5 protein-coding genes are annotated in these 3,931 nt (G+C 42.3%); 1 reads left to right on the top strand and 4 read right to left on the bottom strand.

Annotated elements, in window-relative coordinates; genetic code table 11:
- Positions 1-203 precede the first annotated feature (203 nt).
- From GS399_RS20440 to GS399_RS20425, 4 genes are all read right to left on the bottom strand, one after another.
- Positions 204-626, bottom strand: coding sequence for a DUF1801 domain-containing protein (locus tag GS399_RS20440; RefSeq protein ID WP_160846518.1), 423 nt, complete (start codon positions 624-626; stop codon positions 204-206).
- Between the two features lie 82 nt (positions 627-708).
- Positions 709-1,323, bottom strand: coding sequence for a hypothetical protein (locus GS399_RS20435; protein WP_202409536.1), 615 nt, complete (start codon positions 1,321-1,323; stop codon positions 709-711).
- A gap of 456 nt (positions 1,324-1,779) precedes the next feature.
- Positions 1,780-2,187 (bottom strand): VOC family protein, encoded by a 408-nt coding sequence (locus GS399_RS20430; protein ID WP_160846517.1) that lies wholly within the window; start codon positions 2,185-2,187, stop codon positions 1,780-1,782.
- A 108-nt stretch (positions 2,188-2,295) separates the two neighbouring features.
- On the bottom strand, positions 2,296-2,730 hold the full coding sequence (locus GS399_RS20425) for an EthD family reductase (RefSeq protein ID WP_160846516.1): 435 nt from the start codon (positions 2,728-2,730) through the stop codon (positions 2,296-2,298).
- A 637-nt stretch (positions 2,731-3,367) separates the two neighbouring features.
- Between GS399_RS20425 and GS399_RS20415 the strand changes: the two genes are divergently transcribed.
- Entirely contained in the window at positions 3,368-3,715 is a 348-nt protein-coding gene (locus GS399_RS20415) for a hypothetical protein (protein ID WP_160846514.1), read from the top strand.
- Positions 3,716-3,931 lie beyond the last annotated feature (216 nt).

Here is a 3,931-nt window from a genome sequence, read left to right as displayed (position 1 = left end):
CGGTCATCAATAAACGCGATGGAAGTGGAAAGCTTTTTTGTAGCAGAGACCTTCATAACGCAGCTACGTTTGTCAAAAAACTTGCAACGTACAGCGGGACTATCGGGGCCAATAAACACAAGACATTGCTTTTCTTAAAAATACCTTATTAAACAGTGCTTTACTGGTACAATTCGTAATTTTTACTTCAAAGCTTACCATCTTCATTTCTGCGCCTCAAACCCGTATTGTATCGCCGCTTTAAGTATTTCAATGTTTATATCTTTTAGCATTTTGAACTTGATGCAGTACCCGGTTACGCTCGCTTTGCCTATTTTTTCTCCATACGTTCGGAATAAGTACGTCTTATCATCGAGACCAAGGATATAGACGGAAATTCCGGTTGTGTTTGCGCTCAAACCAATCTGATAAAACTCCCTGGTTGTTCCGTCAGCATACTTTATCGTGTAAAAACCATATCCGATATTAGGATTGGAAACAATTTTACCTTCATCGTTTTTACCGTCCAGGAACCATAATTTACATGCTGGTTTTAGATCCAGAATGATTTGATGCAACTCTTGCATGTCGCCGCGTTTTGGTTCTGGCTGACTGGCGATATATGTTTTGATTTCTTCTTTTGCCATAGCTGATCTTCTTCGGTCATGAAAGTTTATTTTATCGTTTCATATTATTGAAACATGCGATGATGTTGGGTCCATACCGGTTTTACTCAACTTTATGAGAAGTATTGGTAGCATTACATTCCCATGTATTGCCATTGTCAGGAGAAAATGCCTGGCTCCAAACAGGGTTGTCCGGATCGGTTTTGTCCCATTGAAACACCACGATAATATCTTTTCCCCTGAACTTGTCCTTGCAATAAAATCGGCCGATATTTCCTTCAAATGAACCGACAACGGGCGGATCCATTACCCCGGTATTGCCGTCTACCCAATAGATGCTCCAGAGTTTTGTTTTTGGATTAAATACACGCAGAGCAACGCCCTCAAAAGGTTTACCATCAACAGTAGTTCTGTAAATATCCATGTTTCCTATTCCATTCAACAGCTTGCGCATTTCTACTGTGGATTCAAATTCAACCCATTCATTACTGCCGGTTAACCTCGACTTCAGCTTTTTGTCTTTCAACTTCCATTTTCCAACTAAAAAATCAAAATCGTCTTTAGATGACGTAGCAGACGGTTGAATGTCGAGTTCGCCTGTGTTCGTAAATTTTAACTTACCTAATTCGGAATGTGCGATCTTAACCTGGCCGAAAAGTGAGCAGCTGTATAAAAACGCTATTAAATACAAGCTAGCTATTGCCGTTAATTTTGCCATAACATCTGATATTTTGAATTTTATAACAGGTTGATTAAAGTTACAAACTCTCGTTCATCAGGCAAGCTTTTATCTTTTCGCTACAAGCGATAGAATCCCGCTGTTGTAATGTTAAGATTACGCCGCCCGAACTGTGCTGAAAGAGGCTTTGAATACCAGCATCTTCCTGGTTTGAGAGCAGCTATGTACCGACATCTTTTTTCCGCTCATCCGGTCAGACGCAAAGCATTAGACCGGTATTCATAAATGTAATACCCGTCTGACGGCATCATGTTTGTTATCGGTAAGCCGTCTGACGGGTTGGTTTGACCCAACAAAAAAGAGTCTTCCGGCTTAAGGCAATGATATTAAAACTTGTGGATATACAGCAGGTTCGAAACGCGGCTATATAAGAACTGCGATTATATCGCTATTACCGGCAGGTGGCTTCACCGTTCGTCATTATTATTCCACTGGTTATCCGGTTGGAAATTTTGAAATGTCCATATAGAAAATCTCCCAGGTGTGGCCGTCAAAGTCTTCGATCGTCCGCTGCTGCATAAAACCATAATCTCTTATTTCGTTGGGTTCAATCCCTCCTGCTTTAAGTCCTTTTTCCATTGTGTTGTTTACTTCATCGATACTGTTTAATGACAATGAAAAAAGGCCGGCGAGCTTGCTTTTTGTGTCTGCAATAGGCTTTGTAGCAAACGTTGCAAACTTGTCGTGTGTCAAAAGCATCACAAAAATATTGTCGCTCCAAACCATACATTTTCCGGCGTCGTCCGAAAATTGAGGGTTATTTATAAAACCAAGAGCAGTGTAAAAGTCCGTAGATTTCTGCAGGTCTTTTACGGCTAAGTTGATAAAGATCTGTTTTGCCATTCTGAAATATTTATTGTAAAAGTTAGTATAAATTCATTTCTGTCCGCATGTTTCCACTGAACAATAGCGTGGTTTTATAGGCTATGACCTGGTAGCCGTTTCAATGACTTACTTCGTCTCTGGGCTTCTTACCTGTTTAATTTCACTGATCAGTATCACCGGCTGGATATTGGTATAATTTTTAAAGTCGCTGACAACAGCTTCCCTGTTTTGCCCTATCGCTTTATTATATTCGGCTACATCCTTCACGTAAAAATAACCGACAGCCAGGTAAGGCACTTTATCATTTGGTGTCCTGCCGGCGATGCCTTTGTCAATTTCATAAAATTTCAAGTTTTTACCTAAAAATCCAGCCACCATAGGCATGTGTTTGTTTTCATAATAATCCATGTTGAAGGTCTTACCATCTCCGTTTGGGTAAAGTACCTCCACCTTAAACATTCCGGTTTCAGGGGCGAATGAGTTTTTAAGCTGACTCGTTTTGCAACTCACCAGGCTCATAAAGGCGAGGATTAACGCAATGAAATTGGTTTTAGTTGTCATATTGGTTTTAGTTTGTTGTCTGGTTAGCACGATCAGGCGTCGTTGACGTCAAAGCGCAGGAATACATTGGCATTCTGTGCATTATCTATTAGATGACACTGTTGGTTAAAGTTACAAAATCTCATTTTTTATTTGCTGAACGGAGTTATTCCTCTCCTATTTTTCCTTACCGAACTATAGCGTCAATCTTAAGCGTGTTGGTATGAACGTTTGCTTCATCCCATTGATTTAATGGAACTGCTAATAAAGGCAGCACTGCCTGTTTCGGCGCCATGCAGGTAGGCGTGAAATCCGGGCGCGGTGGGCTGAAAAGATGCTTCGGCTTGCCGCTAAGCACTCGGGCCATGCGTGTGACAGTGCGGCTGAAGCTTATTTCTTTTCTTGATTTTTTGCCAACTTTTTTATCAAGAAAACCGACTGAAAGGAGCTCATGAAGGCCTTTGAAGAACAATAAACAACCTGAATAAAAGTGGAGTGCCCCCGCGGTGTAGATCGGTATAGAATTACATAGCCCTCATAGCCGGGCAAGCCTAGATACTTTTCCTACAGCAGAAAAGTATCCAAAATGCCGCCGGCTTCACCGATCTTCAGCTAAAAGTTTATGCTGATAGCGTGAACGCAGCGAAGAGCCGCGTGAATGGCAGCATTGACCGAGCGTTCATGCAACACTCGCTTCATCTGCTTGTCAGTGCAAAATGAAAGGAATCAAAACGCCATCACCACAAACTTTCTTAACGCTGAATCCGCTGAGGCCGGTGCCCCCGATCAACGGCAGTTAGCTATGAGCGTTTGCTTCCTGCCGTTGATTAATGAAACTACAGATATTTCTGGCACTGCCCCGACTGCCGATCATAAATTACAACCATTGATAGTATGCGAGCTTTCCGACAGCGCCGGGAGAATTTCCTTGCAAGGTTGGGATTGTGTAAGGGAAAGGGCCTCAGCATTTGAAAAATGCAGCCCGTATTGCAAGGAAATTGTGTGATTGATTTGTGCGGCAGAGGCGCCTTCGGAAAGCTCAAGATCTTTGGTCCTTTCCATCGACTGGGAAAGGACTAGCCACCGGGCGGCAATGAGCCCGGCTGACATTCATGTTTGCAAAAAACAACTCATCAGAACACTCTCTTACATTCATCAATACGCTTCACCCTCATGGCCGGGTAGGCCTAATTCTTTCCCTTCAGCTGGAAAGGACCAAAAC

The sequence above is a fragment of the Hufsiella arboris genome, from assembly GCF_009834875.1.
Lineage (GTDB): Bacteria > Bacteroidota > Bacteroidia > Sphingobacteriales > Sphingobacteriaceae > Hufsiella_A > Hufsiella_A arboris.
Note: the sequence above shows the minus strand (reverse complement) of the source record. Positions and strands in the feature narration are given on the sequence as shown.

Coding starts and splice junctions, on each gene's coding strand:
- GS399_RS20440 (WP_160846518.1), bottom strand. CDS start 626: ATGGCAAAAGAAGAAATCAAAACATATATCGCCAGTCAGCCAGAACCA.
- GS399_RS20430 (WP_160846517.1), bottom strand. CDS start 2,187: ATGGCAAAACAGATCTTTATCAACTTAGCCGTAAAAGACCTGCAGAAA.
- GS399_RS20435 (WP_202409536.1), bottom strand. CDS start 1,323: ATGGCAAAATTAACGGCAATAGCTAGCTTGTATTTAATAGCGTTTTTA.
- GS399_RS20415 (WP_160846514.1), top strand. CDS start 3,368: ATGGCAGCATTGACCGAGCGTTCATGCAACACTCGCTTCATCTGCTTG.
- GS399_RS20425 (WP_160846516.1), bottom strand. CDS start 2,730: ATGACAACTAAAACCAATTTCATTGCGTTAATCCTCGCCTTTATGAGC.